Here is a 20269-nt window from a genome sequence, read left to right as displayed (position 1 = left end):
CGACAATGTGAAATCCGTAATAAGCATAACGCAACGGCAGCCTTCAGTCATCCCACCATTTCAGCACACGCAGCGCCCGCAGGGTCACCCAGCGTGAGGGCTCTCCCTCACCGTCATCCATCACGAACCATGTCCGGCCGGATGCGCGCCAGTCGAGCGGCCAGCGTCCATCCTCAAGCCGGCGGGAGAGGAGGTATTCAGTTGCCTCCGTCAGACGCGGATCGGGTGCGACGCCCGTCAGCATCGCCGAGGCGCGGAAATAGTCGAGGGCCCGCAGCACATCGAAGCGCCAGCGGTTCGGATGCAGGAACTGCAGGAATGTCTCATCGACCAGTTCGCCGGTGCTGAGCCGCCGCATCAGATGTCGCGCCAGCAAATATTCCTCGCCCGAGTGCCGCGCCTCCCGCGATTGCGCCGTGCCGCCGGTCGCCCGCTCAAACTCCAAAAGCCCCTCCAGCACATTGATCGTCGTATGAAATGAGGAGCGCACCGAGCCTCGCGCCCGCTCGCAGTTCCAGCCGCCGTCGGCCTGCCGCTCACCGAGCAATCTCTCGACGATGGGCGAGACATCGACACCGAAATAGGCGCCGTCACCCACCGTGCGTCCATTGATGCATTCCTCGACCTCGCCCTCCCAGAAGGGCTGGCCGCCCTCATCCCAGCGGCAATTGGCGCCGACGAGCGCGACAGTCGCCTTCGCCCGCCCGGATTTCGGATCGAGCCCGAATTCGCGCAGCTGCGTCAGCGAAAAATTCGTCGCCGTCCATGGTTGACCGGTCGCCTGCCACTCTTCCCGCGTAAAATCGCTGGGCACAAAAGAGCCGCCCGCCCATTGCCCGTCCTCATCCTGATAGGAGAGCAGCCGTGCGCCCCATCCCTCGGTCTCGACCTTCTGCCGCTCGGCAGACCAGACGGGTTCGGGCGCATCCAGGAGATCGCGCAGCACTTGCCAGCGGATGGCTGGATCGGAGGCGAGCAGCCAGTCGATCACGGATGTCTCTGACGGCATCGGCAAGGCTCCCTGTCGCTTGCAAACACCGCTGCAGCTTGACCAAGCCGGCGACTGCCGTCAACATCACAAAGCCGGCGGTGGAACGACGTTTCTTGGAGCCAGCTCCTCCTTGAAGCTGCATCCGATAGTTGCCGTTCAAAATCGTCTATGCAATTGTCTTCCGGAATAACGGTTTTCAGGCAGTCCCTGAAGCCCAACTGATCGTCCTGCCCAGTAAAGAGATCGCAATCCTCACCTACTCCGGTTAATCTGGGTCAATCAACAGACTGAATTCCGCGATAACCCGAGCATGGTGACGACCGTTGCTGGCCGCAACTGGAGCCCAGAATGAACCCACGCCAATTGAAAACCTTCCTTGCTGTCGCAAGGCACGGCAATTTCACCCGCGCCGCCAGTGAGGCGCACCTCGCCCAGTCGAGCCTCAGCGATCAGATGCAGGCGCTGGAAGAGGAATTGGGTGTCCAGCTTTTCGAGCGCTCGCGTCAGGGTGTTTCGCTGACACCACCCGGTGATATGCTGAAGGCTTATGCGGAAGAGATCCTAGCGCTGAACGACGAAGCCATGGCAGCGGTTCGCACTGCTGCCGGCATTGGCGAGCAGATACTTACGATAGGCACACTCGAAACCATTGCGACGGAAAAGCTTGCGCCCTTCCTGTCGCGCTTTCGCCAGGCCCATGCCGATATCGGTCTGACTTTAAAGATCGGCGGCAGCGGTGAATTGCAGCACCGGCTGGAAGACGGCTCAATCGACATCGCCTTCACCTTCGATCGCGGAGATCGGGACGAGCGCTTCGTCAGCCGGCTGGTCTCGCGCGAACCGCTGGTGCTGATATCGGGCCGCGCTGTGGAGGCAGAGCCCCCCAAAAGTCTCGTGGAGATCAGTCATCTATCCTTCATTGCCACCGAAACCGGTTGCGTCTATCGCCGCCTCTTCGAGACCGCCTTTGCCGAAACGGGTATTGCAAGGCCCCGGATCGTAACCCAGGCCGACAGTATCGCGACGATCATCCGCCTCGTCGCATCGGGTGCCGGTTATGGCCTCGTTCCACGCCTCGCACTTGGCGCGGATGCGAAACACAGCGACATCACGGAATTACCCTGGCCTGGCAATCCGCCGGCAGCCTCCCTGATCGTGCTGTGGCGCCGCCGGCGGGTCCAGCCGTCGGCGCTCTCCCTGCTGCTTACCGCGGTCAGCGAAGATCTGCGACCGGTCAGACCAGCCGATGCCCGCCCTCGACGTGCAGGATAGTGCCTGTGGTAAAACCGTTTCCGATCAGGAAGCGGATCGCATCGGCAATGTCCTCGGATCTGCCGACACGGCCCACCGGCAGGCGCTTCGCCATCGCCTCAAGCGTCGCCTGCCTGGCGTCGCCGGCGACGAAACGCCAGATCGGCGTATCAACCCAGCCCGGTGACACGGCATTGATACGAATGGGTGCGAGTTCCACGGCCAACGCGCGCACCAGCCCTTCGAGCGCTGCATTGACCGCCGCGACCACGGTACCCCGCGCCGCCGGCCGATAGGCCGCGACACCCGACGTATAGGTGATCGAGCCCGATGGCCGCAGGCAGGACGCGCCATATTTGGCGAGCAGCAGCGGCCCGTAGAACTTGCTCTCGACCACCCGTTGTGCCGCGCCAAGCTCGATATCCGGCAGAAGCTGATAAGCCCCCTCGATATCCGCCGCCGTGCTGACGATATGATCGACCGGCCCGCGATCGCCGAAGAAAGCCGCGACCTCTTCTTCCCGTGTCAGGTCGAGGACAGCGGTCCGAAGCCTCCCGTGATCGCCGAGTGCCTCTCGCGCCGATGCGAGCTTTTTCTCATTGCGCCCTGCAATCGTCACGCGCGCCCCTTCATCGAGTAGCCGCTGTGCCAGCCCCAGGCCCATACCGGAACTGCCGCCCACGATGGTGATCTCGGCGCCTTCAATTCTGATATCCGTCATCTGCGTCTCCTTCTTGACTGGGAGAGTTGATGCCCGACGCCGGACTGGAAGAAAAACGGGAGAAACCGATGGTGCCATCGGAAAATCCGGCGGCACCGAGAAAGAAGCCCTCGGTTCAGCAGTAGAGCCGAGGGCCTTCAGTTGCAGGATCAACGCGGCGATCGCCAGTGATGTTCGACCTTCTCGAGCGGTCACCACGTACGGTAAAAACGAGCCGCGTCACATCTGGTTCCGGAAAGTCATCAGGCCGGCAGCCGGCTCAGCAAAAAATCTGCACGCGCTGCGACATCGACCTTCGGCAGGATGACGATTTCGTAGCCGATTTCGGGATAGGCCGCGATCAATCGCTCATATTCGGCAACCGCTTCTTCAAATCCATGCCGCCGCTCGGGATCGTTGATATAGATCTCCGGCCAGGGCGGCGTCAGAAAAACCGTCTGGTGATAGCGGTGCCGGTCCCGCAGCGTCTCCAGCGTCGCCTCTCCCGTAAAGGCCTGAAGCGCAGAGGCGGCATCGATCAGACCGCGGTCGAAAAACGTCCAGCCCGCCTGCCTCTCTGCCAGCCTCTGATCCTCGAGCGCCATCGCCATTGCCCTTCTGGCAAAGGCCACCGGATCGACCCACGGCAAGGCCGCGCCCTGCCCGGCCAGCTCCTCCGTCACGATCCGGCGTCCCGGCTCTTCGACGGTGGCGTAACCGCGTCGGGAAAGTTTTTCGAGCAGCGTGGATTTCCCACCGCCCGAGCAGCCGGTAATGACGACGGATTTGATCATGGAACTCTCCGAAGGACAGATGATGCGAAAGGAGGCGCGGCGCAGACGCGGCTATGTGCCGATTTCCAGATCGAAGGCGTGACCCTGCCTGTAGGCGGAGCAACGAAGCGAACCCCTGTGTATTGCGGCGATGCGCTCCACGATCTTGAGGCCGATCCCCATTCCATCGGCATGGGCAGGGAGATCGGCGCCCTGCCGGATGCCCTCCGGACACCTATCCTCGATACGGATCAGATTGTGGCTCACGCGCACGACGATGGCGGTATGTGCCGGCGTGTGGCGAACGGCATTGTCGATCAGGTTGCGCACGGCATCCTTCAGCAGGGCCGGCACACCCTGGACGATAGCCGAATCGACCTGCGCGGAGAGTTCCAGCGAATGGTCGTTCTCATAGACCCAGGGAGCCAGCTGCTTGACGACATCGGATGAAAGTTCGACGAGGTCGATTTCCTCGAACATGCCGTGATCGAACGTATCGAGCCTCGCAAGCGCGGTGATCTGGCTGACGAAGCGCACGAGATCGTCGAGATCGGCCTCCGCCTTGCGTGCCCGCGGATGGTCGATATGGCCGAGCTCCAGCTTGATCGCCGCAAGCGGCGTTCGCACCTCATGCGCAATGCCCGACGTTAGGATCTTCTGGGATTTCATCAGCTCGCCGACACGCTCGAAGGCCCGGTTGACCGCCTCGGCGAGATGGGCGACTTCCCGCGGCATGTCCTGGAATTGCAGATGCGAGCGCGAATCCATCGGATCCATCCGTTCCGCCGCCTCGGCCGCGATCCGCACGGGCTTCAGCGCCTGGCGTACGGAGAGCAGCGTGGCACCGAGCACCAGCACCAGAAGGATGCTCATCGGCACGATCATATGGGCGATCACTTCGTTCCAGAGGACATCCGATATGACATCCTGGAGATCGCCCATCGTCGCGACATCGACGAAGAAATGCTGACCGCCGACCGTGAAGGCCCGCCCTCCGACCAGTGTCAGCGGCTTGCCCGGTGAAAGCGACCGCAGCCAGAAATCCGGCGGGTTCACATCGGGCGGCAGGAAACGGCTTTCGCAGGCCGCATCGCATGACTGGAACACCAGCTCGCCATCGGCCCCGCGGATACGCGCCACGTAGCCGGTCTGCGCCTGCCCATAGCGCCCCTGCACACTATCGGGAAGCCGGTAGCGCACAGTGTCGTTCTCCTCCGCCGTGATGCCGGCGGCGAGCCGCTCGGTCTCCTGCTCCACGAAGAGGCGCGAAAGCTCGCCGACATTCCAGTAATAGTCGGAGAAGATCACGGCGAGCTGCACGACCATCGCCAGCACCGCAAAGAAAGCGATGCGCCGCGTCAGGATTGCGCCCAATGTCGGTGATTTCAGGCTCAACCACGCGCCTCCCGCATCATATAGCCGACGCCCCTTACGGTCTCGATCAGCGCCTTGGTCGGGTGTCCGTCAAGCTTCCTGCGCAGTCTCGAAACCGCAAGCTCCACCGCATTGCTGCTGCGCTCGTCGCCGAATTCCGAAAAGGCATGCTCGATCTTCGGCTTGGGCACCACCTGACCGCCATTGCGCATCAGAAGTTCAAGCAGACCCTTTTCGGAAGGTGCGAGCGCGATCTCGGCGTCGCCGCAGGTCACCCGCCGCGACGCGACATCATATTGCAGCGCTGCGAATTCCAGGACCGGCATGGCGGTGACCGGCGCGCGCCGGGTCAGCGCCCGGATGCGGGCGATCAGCTCGCCATTGTGAAAGGGTTTGACGAGATAGTCGTCGGCGCCGGCATCGAGCCCGGCGATGCGTTCGTCAACCGCGCCGCGCGCCGTCAGCACCAGAACGGGCATCTGGACCTTGGCGGCCCTGAGCGACCGCAAAAATGTGACCCCGTCCTCATCGGGCAGACCGAGGTCGAGAAGCAGCAGATCGTAGTCCGTTCCCGCAAGGGCAAGCCGCCCCTCCTGCGCCAACGCGAAAGCGTCGATCTTCCAGCCGGCATCGCGGATGGCTTCGCAAAGCAGCTCGCGAAGCCGGGAACTATCCTCGATCAGCAGTATCCTCATGCCTTCTTTCGACCCGTGACCATCGACCAGACGAGATTTTCCCTGTGTCTCCAGCTTTCGATGATGGCGGCTCCCGCATGAGCGAAGGCAAGCACCATGATACCATTTGCAATAGTGCCGTGCAGTTTCTCCAGCCACTTTTCGCCCCAGAAGGCGTCAAGCGTCGTCATCCAGCCGGTCAGGGCCGTTGCCGCCAGCAATGCCATCAGCGCAAGCATCATCACCGATGCCAAGGGGTTGTGACCCAGGTAACGTTTCTCGCTGCCGTCGATCATGTCCAGAATCTGATCCCTCACCCTGCGCGGCGTTGGCAGAAAATCGGAAAAGCGAGCGTATTTTGTACCGACGAAACCCCAGAGGATGCGAATGACAATTGCCACAGCGACGACATAACCCGTGATGCGGTGCCAGTATTTGCCCTCCTCGAGGATGAAGAGATTGAGCACGCAAGCCATGACGATAGTCCAGTGAAACAGCCTGACGACCGGATCCCACACCCTGATCGTCCTGCGGACGGTATCGGAGGGCTCGAGGCCCTCCTTCTTCGACGAGATGACCGTCATGGCTCAATCGCCCTTCTGGACGATGTCGCCGGAGACCGGGTTGAAATAGACCTCGGCGCGTTCGCCGTCCTTATCCTTGCCGTAGATCTCGTAGCAATTGCCGGTGACCTCGAAGGTCTTGACCTTGTAGCCCATGGCTTCGATCTTCGCCTTCATGGAAGCCTCCGGCATCCACTTGGATTTCGGCTCCTTCGTGCAGCTTGGACTTGCAAACGCCAAGGCCGGCGAGAGCGACAGGATGGTAAGAGCGGCGATCAGTTTCAGCTTCATGATTTGACCCTTTTGCTGCTGCCCATGTCGGGCGACGGCAGAGGGGTAGCGCGGCGAAGCTGTCTGTTTGCTGTCTATGTCGGCAGCTGGCTGTCGTCTAGTCGCCGCGCGGTAACGGTCGCAGGAACAGGCGCTCGTAACTTTTGAATGGCGGATCGGCCCCGAAGCGCGCATTGGCCGCGATGCTGTCCGGGTCGGTCGCAACACTGGCGCGGTAGCCGAGGTAGGTCTCCTCGTCCGGGAATGTGAAAAGAGCGATTGCAATATTGCCCGCCCCATCCACCCCGGCGCCGGGAAAGCTCAAGCCCGCCCCATGAGGCTTCTCTCGCGGCATGAAATAGCCGTGATGCGTTCCGCCATAGCGTTCGATCAGCCGGACCCAGATCTCGGCATAGGCTTCGAATTCAGTGCGTTTCTTCGGATCGAGGCGATAGCGCACCTCGCAGGTGACGGGTATGGTCGACTTCAAGGATATTCCTCCCATGTCAGCATATAGCTCATAAGAGGACGCCGGCCATGCGCACAGTGCCAGATCTGACGGAATTGCAGCAAACGCGGCTGCGCATGGAAGCGAAATACCTGCCCGCCTCGCCGCTCCGGCAGAGCTATGAGCGGCTTTGCCGGCGTTTCGAGGACGATCTCGCCGACGAACGGGACCGCCTGCTCAGTCAATGCGCGAGCCTGATGCTGATCAAGTTTATTCAGGAGGATATTGCAGGTGTGACGGATTGATGCCGGTCCTGGCGGCCGCTCCTCAGGGAGGCGCAACAGGCGCAATATCGGCGTCAGCCCCAGCCCCTGCCGCCTCCCGTCATTTCCCGCTTGTCGCGAATCGCTGATCCCGCTACCTCTTGAGCAAGGCTCCACCCAAGCCTCCTCCCTCCATCCGGGAAGCATCGTCCATGCGGGGTAATCCACGACAGAACCATCTGTTCGAGCACCGCATAAGGAGGGGTTGCGTTTCCGGCTCGCAATGGAGGTTTCAATGAAATTGTCTGCACCCATCTATCAATTGAAGCGCCGGGCGAAAGTGCTGGCGCGGACCGATACGATTCCGCTCCATCAGGCGCTGGACCGTATCGCGGAGGAAGAAGGTTTTCCGGCCTGGAGCCTGCTTGCCTCGCGCTATGAAATCGAGGGATCGACAACATCCATGCTGTCACAGCTTGCGGATGGCGACCTGTTGCTGATCGCCGCCCGTCCAGGCCACGGCAAGACCCTGCTTGGCCTGCAGCTTCTGCTCGATGCCGTCGCAAAGGAGCGAAGGGCGACCTTCTTCACGCTCGAATACACCGAAAAGCAGACCATGAAGCGCATCCACGCCCTGCCCGAAGGGGAAGCGCTTGGCGATAAGGTGGAGATCGTCACCTCGGACGAGATCAGCGCCGATTACATCATGCGCCATCTCGCCGATGCCCCACGGGGAACGGTCGCTGTCATTGACTATCTGCAGATCCTCGACCAGCAGCGCATCAAGCCGAGCCTTTCGGAACAAGTGACCGCCATCAGAAGCTTTGCCCGCGAAACCGGTATCGTGCTGGCCTTCATCTCGCAGATCGACCGGTCTTTCGAGGCCGAGAGCAAGGGCTTACCGGATCTGACCGATATCCGCCTGCCGAACCAGCTTGATCTCAGGCTCTTCACCAAGGCCTGCTTCCTGCACGATCGCGAAGTCCAGCTTCAGCACGTCGCTTAAAACCAAAGGGGCCGGCCTCGCTTGGGCGCCGGCTCTCGGCTGCAACGCACGCACCTTCAGCACAAAGTTGCATAAATGCCGCATATCGCAGCTCCCGCGCCGGAGCTGCGATATGACGCTCCCATTCAGCCAAACCATTTGCTATCCCTGCTGTCGAAGAGCATTGGCGCATCGAGGTAGACTTTGCCTAAGTAAGAACCGGTCTCAATCCAGTTTCACCCGTACGGCCTGACAGCGACAGCTGTCGGCGTATGAATGCGTTCATCGGGTGGTGGCAAGAGACCGGTTTGGCATTGTTCCGATCGCCAGTGCAGCCCCGCTGTGTCTGCTCTTCAACCACCCAAGGCATCGCCACACCGCGCCCTCAAGGTATTCTCTCGCGCCATCTTGGTGGACTTCCGAACGGAAGACCAAGGCTTATGTGCGATACTTTACGGGTTCGATGGACTGTTACGCCGAAAACTGCTCCCCAACCCTGGATAGCGTGCGGCGGATGCGGCGGATTGAGAGCCTTTCAATCTAGCGGCAAGACCCGGCTCAATGCCAACGGCCGCAAGCTGGATGCCTGGCTGATCTATAAATGCCTTACCTGCGACAAGACGTGGAACCGGCCGCTCTTCGAGCGCCAGAACGTCCGCGATATCGATCCGGCCACTCTGGAAGCGCTGCAGTCCAACGATGTCGAATGGATCCGGATGGAGAGCTTCAACCTCGATGCCTTGAAACGCAAATCGCAGCGCATCGACGAATTCCCTGAATTCGACATCGCCAGGCAGGTGATGCGAGAAGCTGTCGGCTGGACGCGGCTGGAAATCGAACTGCTGGTGCCGTTGCCTGCGAGCATACGCCTCGACCGTCTGCTGGCATGCGAGCTCAAGTTTTCGCGTACGCGGCTCCAGACGCTCCACGAGAAAGGCCTGCTACAGGTCAGTCCTGATCGCGCCGATATCCTGCGGCGGCGTATCAGGAGCGGTACCGAGGTGACGATCGACCTTGCGACGACAGCGGATCGGAAGCTCTCCTGGGGACCTTTGGCGACAGGCAGCCCCCGGTAAAACAATCGAAGGCCCGCATGTCGGGCCTTCGTCACTCCAATGCGCATTCCGCATCGGTCGAATGCTGTCAGTGCGAGCTCGGCAACGTGGCGAGCGAGACTGCCGCGTCGGCCGTTGGCCGCCGCCCGGCAATCCGGCGCGGCTTCAGCCTGTCCTGCGACGTAAGCGGATTGTCCGCATCGATCAAGCGGAAGAGCGCCTGCAGCTCGGGCTCCTCGACGAGCAGAGCCGCCTCTGCCGGAGCAATCCAGATCTTCCGCCTCTGGGTGCATTCCGGAAAGCGGTCGCTTTCCTCTTTGAACCGCAGCAGGTGGACCGAAACCGCCAGCGATGTCTCCTGATCCTTCAGGTAGGTGTAGTAGCCAAGGGGCCTCTTCCTGACCTTGCCGATGATACCCGCTTCTTCGAATGCTTCGCGCTGGGCGCAGCGATAGGGCTTTTCCTTCCTCTGCAGATAGCCCTTCGGGATCACCCATCGTCCGGTATCCCGGCTGGTGAGGAGCAAAACACTCAACTTTCCGCCCCTCTCGACCCGGCAGCAGATGGCGCCACTCTGGTCGACCTTGCGGCCACCCGCGCTCGCCGGCATTTTCGCGTTCAATTCAGGTGGATGCCTGGGTGGATGCATAGGCCGCTCGGTTTCTCCCTTTCCTTGCATAGAGAATAGAGCGCAACAGAAAATCGAAAATAGCGACCCGCAAAATTAGGGTATGAGCGCATCGAACGCCCCCGCTGTCAGGCAAACAGGCTTGCAATGCCATAGCAGGCGGCGGCAATGGCAGCGGCAGCCGGCATGGTGATGACCCAGGCAATCACGATATTGCCGGCTATCCCCCATCGCACGGCCGAAAGACGCCGCGCGGCGCCGACGCCGATGATCGCTCCAGTGATCGTATGGGTCGTCGACACGGGAATACCGAGCCATGTCGCGCCGAACAGCGTCAGCGCCCCGCCGGTTTCGGCACAAAAGCCCTGCATCGGATTGAGCCTCGTGATCTTCGAGCCCATCGTGTGAACGATCCGCCAGCCGCCGAAGAGCGTACCCAGCGCCATGGCCGACTGGCAGGATATGACCACCCAGAGCGGCACATGGAAGCTCGGACCGAGCTGCCCCTGGCTGAAGAGCAAAACGGCGATGATGCCCATTGTCTTCTGCGCATCGTTGCCGCCATGGCCGAGCGAATAGAGCGAGGCTGAGATGAACTGCATGAAGCGAAAGGTGCGGTCGACCGCAAAGGGTGTCTGGCGCACGAAGAGCCAGGAGACGACGAGGACGAAGAACAGCGCGAGCAGAAAACCGATTGCCGGCGACATGACGATCGCGCCGACCGTCTTCAACAACCCGCCCCAGACGATGGAGCTGAAGCCCACCTTTGCCCATCCCGCCCCGACAAGCCCGCCGACCAGCGCATGCGACGAAGACGAGGGAATGCCGAACAGCCAGGTGACGATGTTCCAGACGATCGCTCCCATCAGCGCCGCAAAAATCACCTGCGGGGAAACGATCGAGGGATCGATGATGCCGGTGCCGAGCGTTTCGGCGACATGCAGGCCGAAAAACAGGAAGGCGATGAAATTGAAGAAAGCCGCCCAGCCGACGGCGTAATGCGGCCGCAGAACCCGGGTGGAAACGATGGTCGCAATCGAATTTGCCGCATCATGGAGCCCGTTGAGGAAATCGAAGAACAGCGCCACACCGACGAGAGCGATCAGCAGCGGAAGGGAAAGAGAGGCTTCCATCAGACGTTCTCGATGACGACGCCGCTGATTTCATTGGCGACGTCCTCGAACCGGTCGACGATCTTTTCCAGATTGGAGTAGATCTCGCTGCCGATCATATAGGCCATGGCATTGCCGCTGGCGCCATGGCGGTGATAGAGCTCCTTCAGCCCTTCGTCATGCAGCTCGTCGGCGCGGCCTTCCACTCGTGTGATCTCCTCGGCGATGGTCGAAAGCCGCGAGGCATTGGCGCCGATCTTGTCGAGCAGGCCTATCGCCTGTTGCATCAGGGCCGCCGCCTTGACGATCTCGCCGCCGAGTTGCTGCATCAGCGGATCGAAACGCGATTGCTCGAAGAGGCGAATGATCTTCACGGTCTTGTGCATCATGTCGATCGCATCATCCATGGACTGGATCAGATCCTTGATATCGCCGCGGTCGAAGGGCGTGATGAAGCTGCGGCGGATGGCAAGCAGCACCTCGCGGGTAATCTGGTCAGCCTCGTCTTCCAGCGCGATGATGCGATCGCAATTCTCCTCGACCGCCTCGCCTCTCAGGAGCTTCTCCATCGCTTCGGCTGCCGCTACGACGGTTTTCGCATGCCTGCAGAACATCTCGTAGAAGCGGTCCTCCCGCGGCATCATCTTGCGAAACACGCTCATCATCTCAGGCGATCCTTCCCTGTGTGCACGACGGTCATGAGGGAATGTCATAAATGTGTCATAAACCGTCGCAGGCAATTGATCGAAAAAGTAAAAATTGGCAATGCTGGATGTCATGAAATCCAGTAAAAAAGGCGCAAAGTCTCGCGCCGGTTCATCAAGCCCCCTGCTGAAGCAGCTTGCAGAACGACCGGAGAAGCTGTTCTCCGGCGCCTTTCGCCAGCAATATGGCGCGCTCTGCTTCCGCTACAGGAAAGGCGGTCCGGAGACCGATTACCCCGAAATCGAAGTCCTCGTCGTCACCACGCGCGACAGCGGCCGCTGGATCATTCCCAAGGGCTGGCCGATGAAAAAGAAGAAGCCGCATGAGGCAGCCGCCATAGAGGCCTGGGAGGAAGCCGGCGTGCGCGGAACCGTCAGAAAACAGCCGGTCGGCCGCTACACCTACCTCAAGGAACTGGATGACGGCGACGTTGTTCCCTGTATCGTCGATATCTTCCAGATCGAGGTGGAGGCCGCACAGAGCCAATTCAGGGAAGTCGGCCAGCGCGTGCTCGACTGGGTGAGCCCGGACGAAGCGGCCCGGCGCGTGCGCGAACTCGAGCTAAAATCCCTGCTCGTCGATTTCCACCCCCGGCACGGCAAGGGGCAGCGCAAGAAGAAGGGCTGATGAGCAGCCCTACTCCCGGTCGACCTGCTTCTCCTGCGACATGAGCCGGCTGAGGGTGGCCGCCGGGATCGCATCGGCGGCATAAGTGAAGGTGCCCGACGACTTCACTTCCTCGGCCGCCCGCAGCAGCGCGCCAAGTGCGGCGCGCGCAAAGGATCCGCCCACACTTACCCGGCGCACACCTGCCGCCGAGAGTTCGGCAACGCTGTAGCGCGGCCCCTTCAGCCCCATCACCACATTGACGGGTTTGTCGACAGCCGCGCAGACCGTTCGGATGGTGTCGATGTCAGGCAGGCCGGGCGCATAGAGCACATCCGAGCCGGCTGCCGAGAAAGCCTGCAGCCGCTGGATCGTGTCGTCGAGATCGGGCCGCTCCCAAAGAAAATTCTCCGCCCTCGCCGTCAGCAGGAAAGGCAGTTTCCGCGACGCCTCCGCCGCGGCCTGCACGCGCTCGACGGCCTGCGCGAGATCATAAATAGGCCTTGACGGATCGCCGGTGGCGTCTTCGATCGATCCGCCGACCAGTCCGATCGCGGAAGCAAGCCGGATCGTCTCGGCGCAGATCTCGGGTGCCGCGCCAAATCCGTCTTCGAGATCGGCAGACACCGGAAGATCGCTTGCCCCGACGATCTCGGCAGCGTTGTCGAGGATCTCGCTGCGCGTCAGGCTCGCAAAGGAATCCCGCTTGCCCTTCGAAAAGGCGTAACCGGCGCTGGTTGTCGCCAAGGCCTCAAAACCAAGGTTAGCCAGAATTCGAGCCGAGCCTGCATCCCACGGGTTCGGCATGACGAATGCCTCGCTCCGTTGATGCAATGCCTTCAGTCACTCGAACTTCACCTGCTGTTCTGCCACGACTCTCCTCCTCTGCAAATGACAGTGAGAGACAGCCTAGCAGCTAAGAACAGAATATGAACAAACAAATGCTGCTTTAGCGGATTTCACCGCTGGCCGTCGCCATGCGTCAGTTGCGCAGCCTGTATCCCGTCTTGAAAATCCATCCGAGCGTCGTGAGGCATATCACCAGAAACAGCGAGATCATGCCAAGGCTGATCAGCGGGTTGACGTCGGCAATGCCGAAGAAGCTCCAGCGGAAGCCGCTGACGAGGTAGAGCACCGGGTTGAAATGGCTGACTGCCTGCCAGAAGGGCGGCAGCATGTTGATCGAGTAGAAGCTGCCGCCAAGGAAGGTCAGCGGCGGCACGACGAGCATGGGGATGAGGTTGAGCTGCTCGAAATTCGTCGCCCAGATGCCGATCATGAAGCCGAACAGGCTGAAGCTGATCGCCGTCAGCAGGAAGAACAGCACCATCATGAAGGGATGCTCGATCCTGATATCGACGAAAAGATTAGCGGTCAGGAGGATGATGACGCCGATGATCAGTCCCTTGGTGGCCGCCGCCCCCACATAGCCGATCAGGATTTCCACCATGGCGACGGGAGCCGACAGGATCTCATAGATCGTGCCGGTGAATTTCGGGAAATAGATGCCGAAGGAGCCGTTGCCGATGCACTGGCCGAGCAGCGTCAGCATAATGAGGCCGGGCGTGATGAAGGCGCCGTAGGAAACCCCCTCCACTTCCTGGATACGTGAGCCGACGGCAGCCCCGAAGACGATGAAATAGAGCGAAGTGGAAATAACGGGTGAAACGACGCTCTGCAGGAGCGTGCGCCGCGTGCGCGCCATCTCGAAGAAATAGATCGACTTGATCGCTTCGAAGTTCATTTTGCCGCTCCCACCAGCGATACGAAGATGTCTTCGAGCGAGCTCTGGCGCGTCGAAAGATCCCGGAAATTGATGTTGTTCTGGCCAAGCCGCGTCAGCAGCGAGGCGACGCTTTCGTGCTCGTTGCGCGTATCGAACTCATAAACGAGCCTGTTACCTTCCGCCTCGATCGACAGGCCGTTGCCGGCAAAACAGTCGGGGAGTTTATCCAGGGGATCGTTGAGCTCGAGGATCAGCTGCTTGCGGCCGAGCTTGGCCATCAGCGCCACCTTGTCCTCGACGAGCAAGAGCTCGCCGCCATTGATGACGCCGACGCGATCGGCGATCTCTTCCGCCTCTTCGATATAGTGCGTCGTCAGAATGATGGTGACGCCCGAGGCCCGCAGCTGCTCGACGACATGCCACATGTCCTTGCGCAGCGTCACGTCAACGCCCGCCGTCGGCTCGTCGAGGAAGAGGATTGTCGGCTCGTGCGACAGCGCCTTGGCGATCAGCACGCGCCGCTTCATGCCGCCCGAAAGCTGGCGCAGCGTATTGTCCTTCTTGTCCCAGAGCGACAAGGCGCGCAGCACCTTCTCGATATGGGCGGGGTTTGGCCTCTTGCCGTGCAGGCCGCGCGAAAAGCTGACCGTGTTCCACACCGTCTCGAACTGATCGGTCGTCAGCTCCTGCGGCACGAGGCCGATCATCGCGCGCGTGGCGCGAAAATCCCTGACCACATCGTGGCCGTCGACCGTGACGGTGCCGCCGCTCGGATTGGCGATGCCGCAGATGATCGAGATCAGCGTCGTCTTGCCTGCCCCGTTCGGCCCGAGCAGCGCCAGGATTTCGCCGCGCTCGATTTCGAGGTTGACGCCCTTCAGCGCCTGAAAGCCATTCGAATAGGTTTTCATGAGGTTTTTAACGGAAATGATTGGTGCCATGGGGCTCTTCGCGGATATCAGATCGAATTTCGCCCGCTATATAGCCCCTTTGTGAACCTTTGACATCCCAAGGGGGCTGAACACAGAATTCACACCATCGCGCTTTCCGCCGACCATAGCCGGTATCGGATGCCTATCCACACGGCAAATCGGCTGATGAAAAGAAAATCATCTCTCCCTTGCCGATGTCATCAATCGGTGATGTTCGTCCCTCATAAACACACCCGAGGACAGCACCGGCATCCGCCCGCCGCCCACCCCTTTGCGGAGCCGCCCTCATGGCGATCTCGTTGCGCCTTCTCCGCTGGCCTCGGCGTTGTAGTGAAATTTATTGTCAGTCACGAAATGCCTGGAACCGGCCAGTATCCCCTGTTCAGCCGCGTTCGTCTAAGCCGGCCCTGTGCCGGCTTTCTTTTTCTGGTGTCGGCTGCTTCGTCCGAAAAAACGCAGCCTAAGGCACCCCCGCATGCTCCTCCCGAGCCGCCTCCCAGACTTCCCTCGCCGCATCGAGGTTCATCAACGCAATGGCAAGCCCGACGATGAGGTCGGGCCAGATCGAATGCCAGAGATAGGCCGTTACCAGACCAGCGGCGATGATAGCGACATTGGCGGCCGCATCGTTGCGGGCCGATAAAAATGCAGCCCGCGTCAGCGAGCCGCCGACATGACGGTGGACTGCAAGAATATAGGCGCAGAAGAGATTGACCGCGAGCGCACCAAGCCCCGCAAGCGACAGCGGCAAGGGCAGCGGCGGCACCGGATGGACGATCTTGCCCCATGCCGTCAGCAGAAAGGCGAGCGCCGGTACCAGCAGGATGCCTGCCATGCCCATGCCGACCCGCGCCCGGCTTTTCACCGACCATGCCATGGCAAAGAAGATCAGCAGATTGACCGACGCATCTTCGAGGAAATCGACGCTGTCGGCGAGCAGCGAGACGGAGCCGATCGCCAGCGCTACGGCAAATTCCACACCGAAATAACCGAGATTCAGAAGCGCGACCGTCAAGACGGTGCGCCGAAGAGCCTGCTCCATGTTGTCGACCACCTACCCGAATCCCGCTGGCTTGGTGTTTTTGAATACCCTTCCCAACTCCTCCCCACAAGGGGTCGGGCCTCCTCGTGGCATGGCCTCGATCATCCTGAAACGTCGAGGATTTAGAAAGCAGGTGCGGCAGGTTAAGCCCTTCCCGTTGTGGGGCGGGCCTTAACTCAGCACCCTATAGTTCCCTGAACATCACAAGCGCATCGACAAATCCGAGCGTCGGATGCCGAAACGCTCCCGGAAGCCGGCCGACCACCTGAAAATCGAGCGATTGCCAGAGCCGCACCGCTCGCTCGTTGGAACTGACGACGAAATTGAACTGCATGGCCCGGAAGCCCCGCTGGCGGGCATGGGCAAGCGAGTGCTGATGCATGATGCGCGCGACACCCTGCCCCGCTGCTGCCGGCGCGGTCATATAGCCGCAATTGCAGACATGATCGCCGCCACCCGCCTGATTGGCCCTGATATAATAGGTGCCGATGATGCTGCCGCCGTCATCGGCGACAAAGGTTTCCTTGTCTGCGCCGAGCCAATAGTCGAGCGCATCGGCCTCGTTCATGTCGCGATCGAGCGTATAGGTTTCGCCTGCCCGGATGACAGGCTCCAGGATCATCCAGATGGCGCTGCGGTCTTCCGCTCTGGCAGGTCGGATCAGCATGGCCGCATGTTTGCATGAGCCGATGGCGCTCCGCAACTGCAATGGCACCCGCAAGCGTCAGGACGAAATAAGACGGCGTTGAAGGAGTTGTTCAGTCGTTGAGGCTATCGAGGATATCGTGGAGAAGCCGCTCGGCATAGCGGATCGTTTCGAACTGCTCTTCCGGCGACAGCTTATGGGTAACGCATTCCGACCGGATGGCGGTCCTCAGCTTTGCCAGCAGCGCCGCCTGTTCATAGGGAGTGAAGGCGCTATCGCGAACGGCGATCTTCGCGATCGTCTCCAGAATGGCGATCCTTCCTTCTACCTGCCTTGCCGAGCCGACATAAGATGGACGTGGCGTCCGCAGGTTTCGGCGCGGAAATGTGACGATATTGCCCATTCGCCCCTCACAGGGCCGGTGTCTTGAAATCGGAACCTGACAGCATGGTGTGCAGCTTGTACTCGCTGTCGGCGCCCTGCCGGTAAAGGTCGATGGTTACACGAGCGAGTTCACGCGCTTCCTTGCAGTCGCGCGACAGACCCCGCTCCGCACAAAGCCTGTTGAAGGCCTTCTGCACGATCGCAAGCTCCACGGCACCAATCCAGCGGTCAGGCGCATCCGTTCTGATATTCGGCTGCATTGTTTCCTCCCGATCGCTCCTTGAAGATGCTGCCAAACGCGCGAAGGACCAGAGAGTTCCATGCAAAATGCAGAACGCAAAAATTTTTTCCCTATCTGTCATATACCCAAGCTCAGGGCCTGCAAGCGCGCCTCCCGTCGTCGGCGAGAGAAAAAACATACGCGTTTGAAACTTTTTTGCTCCACCGTTGTTCGGCAACATCCTGCAGGCGGCGCTCGTCCCGCGCCGTCGCCCGCCAGGACGGCAGGGAACCCGCCCCGTCCCTTCCCATATGGGGTTCCCTGCCTCGCAAACCCTTGCTGCGGCGTCCTTTCAACCGCGAAACAGCGACAGGACGCCAAAAGATCTGCCCTCACCCGATCCTTTCCTTGCGCGCTGGAACCTGCGAGCGCGCCCAATGTTCGGTCGTGATCGGGAAAGGAAAGGCATGGCCATGACAGAGGAAAAATCCGCTTCTGCCGACAGCGGTGATACCGAAGACAGGGTCTTTTCCGCACAGGATGCGCGCGGCGGTGAAATCATCCTGCGGACGAGAACGCGGCGCGTAATCTTCATCGCCGGCCTTGCCGGCTGTGTCCTGCTGGGGTTGGTGCTCTATGTCTTTACGTGAAGCTCGCGCAGGCGCATCCGGTAAAGAGCGGTTCATTCCCGGCCTCGGCATTGCAACGCTGTTTCTCGCCGCCCTCAGCCTCGGCCCATCCTACGCCCATGTTCTGGAAGCTGGCCCGCGGCTTGCAGTCTGGTCGCCAGAGCTCTGGCGGGAAGCGACTGTCTTCAACGGCCAGTTCGAATATTTCGCCCTCCTCGGCGCACCGGTCGATGTTGCGGCAATTCTCTGCAGCGTCCTGCTTGCCTTCCTGCTTTATGACGAGCGACCGGCCTTCGCGCTCGCTCTCTGCGGGACAGCCCTTTTTGCCGCAGCGCTTACGGCATGGTTCGTGCTCGTTGCCCCCATGAACGCCATCCTGTCCCTCTGGACGGCCGGGCCGTTGCCCCCGGATTTCGAGGCGGTGCGCCACCGCTGGGAAACGGGTCACATGGTGGTGGCGGCGCTGAAGGGATTCGGCTTCCTGTTCCTCACGGCGGCGTTGCTCATGCCCCAGCGGCATGACGCATGACGGCGATCAGGCATCGCTCAACCAGCGGACGCCGGCGGCATCCGCCGCATCGATGAAGGCTTCCCGCGCCTCGTCGGGCCGAAGCTGGCCTTCGGTGACGGCAGCAAAAGAAGCGAGCGCACGCTCGAAGGCAAGACCGTGGGTGACGGGCCATTTTTCGGCGAGAAGTGCTGCCGCGTGGCCCGTTCCACGCACGGTGATGAGGCTCTCCTGGCCTGGGAGCCGGATTTGCAGGGGTGTTGTCCAATCTGGCATGATGAATAGCGCCGCCGCCCGGTATCGATCGTTTGCCCAAACGCGAAGATCAGCACAAAGTTCCCGCAGAATGTCCCAACCAGGATCACCATTTGGTGACAGGCCGGAGCCGCAGGATCGCCCACCGAAATCGATCGCAACCGGGAACTATATGCTGTTCTCCGCGTCTGTTTCACGAAGAGGAAAATCGTGGACAAGACCTTCTACGCAACCGGCCATAATATATTGCTCGGAAGGATGGACGACGAGGCGAGACGGCATCTGGCCCCCCACCTGGAGCCGTTTGCCCTGCCCCGCGGCCTCGCGTTGTCGACATCAGGCGATCTGGTGAAACATTGTTACTTCATCGAAGACGGCATCGCCTCGATCATCGCGAAGTCGGCGGACAAACTATCGAGCGAGGTTGGCGTCGTCGGGCGAGAAGGCATCGTGCCGCTGATGCCGATCCTCGACGGCACGCAGGCGTCCTTCGAGGCTTTCATGCAGGTGGAAGGGCACGGTTCTCGCATCGCCGTGGAGCCGCTGCAGGAAGCCATGAGGGCCGCGCCGTCGCTGCGCAGGCTCTTGAACCGCTATGTCCAGACATTCATCGTCCAGACGGCTTTCACCGCGCTTGCCAATGCCAATCATTCCATCGAGCCACGGCTGGCGCGCTGGATTCTGATGTGCCACGACCGCATCGACGGCGACCGTATCGACCTGACGCACGAGTTCCTGGCTCTCATGCTGTCCGTCAGGCGCGCCAGCATCACCACCGCGCTGCATGGGCTCGAAGGCAGGCTGCTCATCTGGTCGGAGCGTAGCATGGTCACTGTTCGCGACCGGACGGGCCTTGAAGAATTTGCCGGCGACTCCTACGGTCGCGCCGAGCAGGAATATCGCCGTCTGATCGGCGAACTCAGGCAGCCGGATACCGTTTAGCGTTCGTTCGGACCAGCGCGATCCACCTACTGATAATAGCCTATGTCATGCGCAATGCGCTGGCGTGCGCGGTTCACCCGGCTCTTGATGGTGCCGATCGGGCAATGGAAATGCACTGCCGCCTCCTCATAGGAGCGTCCGTCCACGAAAATGTAAGCGAAGGCGGCGCGATAAGGCTCCGGCAGGCGTCCACAAGCAGCTTCCAGCTCATGGCCGCGCAGATGCCATTCCTGATCGGCAGGCACGCTGCCCCCTAATGAGACGCATTCCTCCGCACCAAGCGGCTCGCGCTGTCTGAGGCGGAAGCGCGTGCAGAAGGCATTGCGCATGATCGTGAACAGCCAGGATTTCATCCTTGTACCCTGCTTGAACTGCTCGATATTGCCGAGCGCCCTGACGAGCGTTTCCTGCACGAGATCGTCTGCATCTGCGGGCGAGCGATAAAAGGTGCGGGCAAAGGCCCTGAGCGCCGGAATGAGATTGACCACTTCCTCTTGAAGAATGCCGTCGGAATGCTTCATCTCCCAGCTCCCCGACCCTGATATGGAGGGCCTCGATTTGAGACCCCCGGATATCGAGGGCCTTCG

28 protein-coding genes are annotated in these 20269 nt (G+C 60.9%); 8 read left to right on the top strand and 20 right to left on the bottom strand.

Features of this window, described 5'->3' with window-relative positions; genetic code table 11:
• Window positions 1–43 precede the first annotated feature (43 nt).
• Window positions 44–1009, bottom strand: a complete 966-nt coding sequence (locus FHX08_RS06340) for a squalene cyclase (RefSeq protein ID WP_184327016.1) — start codon at window positions 1007–1009, stop codon at window positions 44–46.
• A 330-nt stretch (window positions 1010–1339) separates the two neighbouring features.
• On the opposite strand from FHX08_RS06340, the gene FHX08_RS06335 reads away from it, so the two are divergent.
• Window positions 1340–2263 carry a LysR family transcriptional regulator gene (locus tag FHX08_RS06335; protein WP_132651768.1) on the top strand — a complete coding sequence of 308 codons (924 nt, stop codon included), beginning with the start codon at window positions 1340–1342 and terminating at the stop codon, window positions 2261–2263.
• Here FHX08_RS06335 and FHX08_RS06330 read toward each other — a convergent pair.
• From FHX08_RS06330 to FHX08_RS06300, 7 genes are all read right to left on the bottom strand, one after another.
• Window positions 2226–2963 (bottom strand): SDR family oxidoreductase, encoded by a 738-nt coding sequence (locus FHX08_RS06330; protein ID WP_132651769.1) that lies wholly within the window; start codon window positions 2961–2963, stop codon window positions 2226–2228. The genes FHX08_RS06335 and FHX08_RS06330 overlap by 38 nt on opposite strands.
• 242 nt (window positions 2964–3205) lie before the next feature.
• A complete protein-coding gene (locus FHX08_RS06325; protein WP_132651770.1) occupies window positions 3206–3736 on the bottom strand; it encodes an AAA family ATPase in 531 nt (176 codons plus the stop codon).
• A gap of 51 nt (window positions 3737–3787) precedes the next feature.
• Window positions 3788–5110 carry an ATP-binding protein gene (locus FHX08_RS06320; protein WP_132651771.1) on the bottom strand — a complete coding sequence of 441 codons (1323 nt, stop codon included), beginning with the start codon at window positions 5108–5110 and terminating at the stop codon, window positions 3788–3790.
• The gene (locus FHX08_RS06315; protein ID WP_132651772.1) at window positions 5107–5784 is read right to left on the bottom strand and encodes a response regulator transcription factor; all 678 of its coding nucleotides are present in this window, start codon (window positions 5782–5784) and stop codon (window positions 5107–5109) included. Before FHX08_RS06315 ends, FHX08_RS06320 begins: the two co-directional genes overlap by 4 nt.
• Window positions 5781–6347, bottom strand: a complete 567-nt coding sequence (locus FHX08_RS06310) for a cytochrome b/b6 domain-containing protein (RefSeq protein WP_132651773.1) — start codon at window positions 6345–6347, stop codon at window positions 5781–5783. The genes FHX08_RS06315 and FHX08_RS06310 overlap by 4 nt, the downstream gene beginning before the upstream one ends.
• A 3-nt stretch (window positions 6348–6350) precedes the next feature.
• Window positions 6351–6617 (bottom strand): PepSY domain-containing protein, encoded by a 267-nt coding sequence (locus FHX08_RS06305; RefSeq protein ID WP_132651774.1) that lies wholly within the window; start codon window positions 6615–6617, stop codon window positions 6351–6353.
• Window positions 6618–6714: 97 nt separating this feature from the next.
• Window positions 6715–7086, bottom strand: coding sequence for an NIPSNAP family protein (locus FHX08_RS06300; protein ID WP_165911836.1), 372 nt, complete (start codon window positions 7084–7086; stop codon window positions 6715–6717).
• 47 nt (window positions 7087–7133) lie between these two features.
• On the opposite strand from FHX08_RS06300, the gene FHX08_RS06295 reads away from it, so the two are divergent.
• The 3 genes from FHX08_RS06295 to FHX08_RS06285 all read left to right on the top strand — a co-directional run bounded on the left by FHX08_RS06295 (window position 7134) and on the right by FHX08_RS06285 (window position 9368).
• Entirely contained in the window at window positions 7134–7349 is a 216-nt protein-coding gene (locus FHX08_RS06295; RefSeq protein WP_132651776.1) for a hypothetical protein, read from the top strand.
• A 253-nt stretch (window positions 7350–7602) separates the two neighbouring features.
• Window positions 7603–8313, top strand: coding sequence for a DNA helicase (locus FHX08_RS06290; protein WP_132651777.1), 711 nt, complete (start codon window positions 7603–7605; stop codon window positions 8311–8313).
• A 419-nt stretch (window positions 8314–8732) separates the two neighbouring features.
• Window positions 8733–9368 (top strand): DUF1062 domain-containing protein, encoded by a 636-nt coding sequence (locus tag FHX08_RS06285; protein ID WP_132651778.1) that lies wholly within the window; start codon window positions 8733–8735, stop codon window positions 9366–9368.
• Between the two features lie 67 nt (window positions 9369–9435).
• Here the strand turns inward: FHX08_RS06285 and FHX08_RS06280 are convergent, their stop codons facing one another.
• The 3 genes from FHX08_RS06280 to FHX08_RS06270 all read right to left on the bottom strand — a co-directional run bounded on the left by FHX08_RS06280 (window position 9436) and on the right by FHX08_RS06270 (window position 11752).
• Window positions 9436–9957 (bottom strand): NUDIX hydrolase, encoded by a 522-nt coding sequence (locus FHX08_RS06280; RefSeq protein ID WP_281026252.1) that lies wholly within the window; start codon window positions 9955–9957, stop codon window positions 9436–9438.
• Between the two features lie 146 nt (window positions 9958–10103).
• Window positions 10104–11108 carry an inorganic phosphate transporter gene (locus tag FHX08_RS06275; protein ID WP_132651780.1) on the bottom strand — a complete coding sequence of 335 codons (1005 nt, stop codon included), beginning with the start codon at window positions 11106–11108 and terminating at the stop codon, window positions 10104–10106.
• Entirely contained in the window at window positions 11108–11752 is a 645-nt protein-coding gene (locus FHX08_RS06270) for a DUF47 domain-containing protein (RefSeq protein ID WP_132651781.1), read from the bottom strand. Before FHX08_RS06270 ends, FHX08_RS06275 begins: the two co-directional genes overlap by 1 nt.
• A gap of 112 nt (window positions 11753–11864) precedes the next feature.
• On the opposite strand from FHX08_RS06270, the gene FHX08_RS06265 reads away from it, so the two are divergent.
• Window positions 11865–12419, top strand: coding sequence for an NUDIX hydrolase (locus FHX08_RS06265; RefSeq protein WP_184327015.1), 555 nt, complete (start codon window positions 11865–11867; stop codon window positions 12417–12419).
• A gap of 9 nt (window positions 12420–12428) precedes the next feature.
• On the opposite strand, the gene FHX08_RS06260 is transcribed toward FHX08_RS06265, so the two are convergent.
• From FHX08_RS06260 to FHX08_RS06230, 7 genes are all read right to left on the bottom strand, one after another.
• Window positions 12429–13241, bottom strand: coding sequence for an oxaloacetate decarboxylase (locus tag FHX08_RS06260; protein ID WP_184327360.1), 813 nt, complete (start codon window positions 13239–13241; stop codon window positions 12429–12431).
• A 139-nt stretch (window positions 13242–13380) separates the two neighbouring features.
• A complete protein-coding gene (locus tag FHX08_RS06255; protein WP_184327014.1) occupies window positions 13381–14142 on the bottom strand; it encodes an ABC transporter permease in 762 nt (253 codons plus the stop codon).
• On the bottom strand, window positions 14139–15065 hold the full coding sequence (locus FHX08_RS06250; RefSeq protein WP_184327013.1) for an ABC transporter ATP-binding protein: 927 nt from the start codon (window positions 15063–15065) through the stop codon (window positions 14139–14141). Before FHX08_RS06250 ends, FHX08_RS06255 begins: the two co-directional genes overlap by 4 nt.
• 451 nt (window positions 15066–15516) lie before the next feature.
• Window positions 15517–16098 carry a cation transporter gene (locus tag FHX08_RS06245; RefSeq protein ID WP_184327012.1) on the bottom strand — a complete coding sequence of 194 codons (582 nt, stop codon included), beginning with the start codon at window positions 16096–16098 and terminating at the stop codon, window positions 15517–15519.
• Window positions 16099–16282: 184 nt separating this feature from the next.
• Window positions 16283–16765, bottom strand: coding sequence for a GNAT family N-acetyltransferase (locus FHX08_RS06240; protein ID WP_184327011.1), 483 nt, complete (start codon window positions 16763–16765; stop codon window positions 16283–16285).
• Between the two features lie 91 nt (window positions 16766–16856).
• Window positions 16857–17147 (bottom strand): hypothetical protein, encoded by a 291-nt coding sequence (locus FHX08_RS06235; protein ID WP_184327010.1) that lies wholly within the window; start codon window positions 17145–17147, stop codon window positions 16857–16859.
• Between the two features lie 7 nt (window positions 17148–17154).
• Complete coding sequence (locus FHX08_RS06230; protein WP_132651789.1) at window positions 17155–17388, bottom strand: hypothetical protein; 234 nt, start codon at window positions 17386–17388, stop codon at window positions 17155–17157.
• 433 nt (window positions 17389–17821) lie between these two features.
• Between FHX08_RS06230 and FHX08_RS06225 the strand changes: the two genes are divergently transcribed.
• Both FHX08_RS06225 and FHX08_RS06220 read left to right on the top strand, forming a co-directional pair.
• Window positions 17822–17998, top strand: coding sequence for a peptide ABC transporter permease (locus FHX08_RS06225; protein ID WP_132651790.1), 177 nt, complete (start codon window positions 17822–17824; stop codon window positions 17996–17998).
• Entirely contained in the window at window positions 17985–18506 is a 522-nt protein-coding gene (locus FHX08_RS06220) for a DUF1772 domain-containing protein (protein ID WP_184327009.1), read from the top strand. Before FHX08_RS06225 ends, FHX08_RS06220 begins: the two co-directional genes overlap by 14 nt.
• 6 nt (window positions 18507–18512) lie before the next feature.
• Here FHX08_RS06220 and FHX08_RS06215 read toward each other — a convergent pair whose 3' ends face one another.
• Entirely contained in the window at window positions 18513–18761 is a 249-nt protein-coding gene (locus FHX08_RS06215) for a DUF982 domain-containing protein (protein WP_132651792.1), read from the bottom strand.
• Window positions 18762–18950: 189 nt separating this feature from the next.
• On the opposite strand from FHX08_RS06215, the gene FHX08_RS06210 reads away from it, so the two are divergent.
• Complete coding sequence (locus FHX08_RS06210) at window positions 18951–19682, top strand: Crp/Fnr family transcriptional regulator (RefSeq protein ID WP_312862118.1); 732 nt, start codon at window positions 18951–18953, stop codon at window positions 19680–19682.
• Between the two features lie 26 nt (window positions 19683–19708).
• Here the strand turns inward: FHX08_RS06210 and FHX08_RS06205 are convergent, their stop codons facing one another.
• Complete coding sequence (locus FHX08_RS06205; protein ID WP_184327008.1) at window positions 19709–20203, bottom strand: sigma-70 family RNA polymerase sigma factor; 495 nt, start codon at window positions 20201–20203, stop codon at window positions 19709–19711.
• Between the last annotated feature and the right edge of the window lie 66 nt (window positions 20204–20269).

The organism is Rhizobium sp. BK529 (genome assembly GCF_014194105.1).
Taxonomy (GTDB): Bacteria; Pseudomonadota; Alphaproteobacteria; order Rhizobiales; family Rhizobiaceae; genus Rhizobium.
The sequence above is the reverse complement of the archived record's forward strand: the minus strand, read 5'-3'. Positions and strand labels throughout refer to the sequence as shown.

What these genes read in the sequence shown, in the direction of transcription:
- FHX08_RS06340 (WP_184327016.1), bottom strand. Translation starts at nt 1,009, where the DNA reads ATGCCGTCAGAGACATCCGTGATCGACTGGCTGCTCGCCTCCGATCCA.
- FHX08_RS06335 (WP_132651768.1), top strand. Translation starts at nt 1,340, where the DNA reads ATGAACCCACGCCAATTGAAAACCTTCCTTGCTGTCGCAAGGCACGGC.
- FHX08_RS06330 (WP_132651769.1), bottom strand. Translation starts at nt 2,963, where the DNA reads ATGACGGATATCAGAATTGAAGGCGCCGAGATCACCATCGTGGGCGGC.
- FHX08_RS06325 (WP_132651770.1), bottom strand. Translation starts at nt 3,736, where the DNA reads ATGATCAAATCCGTCGTCATTACCGGCTGCTCGGGCGGTGGGAAATCC.
- FHX08_RS06315 (WP_132651772.1), bottom strand. Translation starts at nt 5,784, where the DNA reads ATGAGGATACTGCTGATCGAGGATAGTTCCCGGCTTCGCGAGCTGCTT.
- FHX08_RS06310 (WP_132651773.1), bottom strand. Translation starts at nt 6,347, where the DNA reads ATGACGGTCATCTCGTCGAAGAAGGAGGGCCTCGAGCCCTCCGATACC.
- FHX08_RS06305 (WP_132651774.1), bottom strand. Translation starts at nt 6,617, where the DNA reads ATGAAGCTGAAACTGATCGCCGCTCTTACCATCCTGTCGCTCTCGCCG.
- FHX08_RS06295 (WP_132651776.1), top strand. Translation starts at nt 7,134, where the DNA reads ATGCGCACAGTGCCAGATCTGACGGAATTGCAGCAAACGCGGCTGCGC.
- FHX08_RS06290 (WP_132651777.1), top strand. Translation starts at nt 7,603, where the DNA reads ATGAAATTGTCTGCACCCATCTATCAATTGAAGCGCCGGGCGAAAGTG.
- FHX08_RS06285 (WP_132651778.1), top strand. Translation starts at nt 8,733, where the DNA reads ATGTGCGATACTTTACGGGTTCGATGGACTGTTACGCCGAAAACTGCT.
- FHX08_RS06280 (WP_281026252.1), bottom strand. Translation starts at nt 9,957, where the DNA reads ATGCCGGCGAGCGCGGGTGGCCGCAAGGTCGACCAGAGTGGCGCCATC.
- FHX08_RS06275 (WP_132651780.1), bottom strand. Translation starts at nt 11,108, where the DNA reads ATGGAAGCCTCTCTTTCCCTTCCGCTGCTGATCGCTCTCGTCGGTGTG.
- FHX08_RS06270 (WP_132651781.1), bottom strand. Translation starts at nt 11,752, where the DNA reads ATGATGAGCGTGTTTCGCAAGATGATGCCGCGGGAGGACCGCTTCTAC.
- FHX08_RS06265 (WP_184327015.1), top strand. Translation starts at nt 11,865, where the DNA reads ATGAAATCCAGTAAAAAAGGCGCAAAGTCTCGCGCCGGTTCATCAAGC.
- FHX08_RS06255 (WP_184327014.1), bottom strand. Translation starts at nt 14,142, where the DNA reads ATGAACTTCGAAGCGATCAAGTCGATCTATTTCTTCGAGATGGCGCGC.
- FHX08_RS06250 (WP_184327013.1), bottom strand. Translation starts at nt 15,065, where the DNA reads ATGGCACCAATCATTTCCGTTAAAAACCTCATGAAAACCTATTCGAAT.
- FHX08_RS06245 (WP_184327012.1), bottom strand. Translation starts at nt 16,098, where the DNA reads ATGGAGCAGGCTCTTCGGCGCACCGTCTTGACGGTCGCGCTTCTGAAT.
- FHX08_RS06240 (WP_184327011.1), bottom strand. Translation starts at nt 16,765, where the DNA reads ATGCTGATCCGACCTGCCAGAGCGGAAGACCGCAGCGCCATCTGGATG.
- FHX08_RS06235 (WP_184327010.1), bottom strand. Translation starts at nt 17,147, where the DNA reads ATGGGCAATATCGTCACATTTCCGCGCCGAAACCTGCGGACGCCACGT.
- FHX08_RS06230 (WP_132651789.1), bottom strand. Translation starts at nt 17,388, where the DNA reads ATGCAGCCGAATATCAGAACGGATGCGCCTGACCGCTGGATTGGTGCC.
- FHX08_RS06225 (WP_132651790.1), top strand. Translation starts at nt 17,822, where the DNA reads ATGACAGAGGAAAAATCCGCTTCTGCCGACAGCGGTGATACCGAAGAC.
- FHX08_RS06220 (WP_184327009.1), top strand. Translation starts at nt 17,985, where the DNA reads ATGTCTTTACGTGAAGCTCGCGCAGGCGCATCCGGTAAAGAGCGGTTC.
- FHX08_RS06215 (WP_132651792.1), bottom strand. Translation starts at nt 18,761, where the DNA reads ATGCCAGATTGGACAACACCCCTGCAAATCCGGCTCCCAGGCCAGGAG.
- FHX08_RS06205 (WP_184327008.1), bottom strand. Translation starts at nt 20,203, where the DNA reads ATGAAGCATTCCGACGGCATTCTTCAAGAGGAAGTGGTCAATCTCATT.